The organism is Polynucleobacter sp. MWH-Jannik1A5, assembly GCF_018881795.1.
GTDB lineage: Bacteria > Pseudomonadota > Gammaproteobacteria > Burkholderiales > Burkholderiaceae > Polynucleobacter.
In genome coordinates, this window is the sequence record NZ_JACVPQ010000004.1 from 1 (window position 1) to 425 (window position 425).

1 protein-coding gene is annotated in these 425 nt (G+C 51.8%); it reads right to left on the reverse strand.

Annotated features, from left to right (window positions below; genetic code table 11):
* Positions 1 to 412: hypothetical protein (locus ICN23_RS09670; RefSeq protein ID WP_216232043.1), on the reverse strand; the 412-nt coding region annotated here is incomplete at its 3' end.
* Between the last annotated feature and the right edge of the window lie 13 nt (positions 413 to 425).

Consider the following 425-nt stretch of genomic DNA (forward strand, 5'->3'; position numbering starts at 1 on the left):
TCAGGTTTGCAGTACCACTGCTTGGGCCGGTAACGGTAGTTAAGGTAACTGGGGTAGCTGCAGTAGCGCCTACTGTCAGGCTGTTATTCAGAGCAATCGCACCAGTAGTGATCTGACCAGTAGAAGTGCCACCGATAGTCGATGTGCCGCCAATCGTCACTGCAGTGTTGCTATCGCCCAGAGTAATCACGCCAGTACCGGCAGCAGTCACAGTACCGTTCACAGTAATTGCACTTGGCGCAGTTGCAGTTACACCACCAGTGAAGTTGATAGTGTCACTGCCGTTACCTAAAGCCAAGGTACCGGTATTGGCAAATGTTGTGGCTCCAGCGATAGTGTTGGTAGTGCCGTTAATGGCGACGTTGTAAGCCGCAGTACCAGCAGAGACAGTCATGCCAGTAGTCAGAGTCAAGTCACCGTTAAAG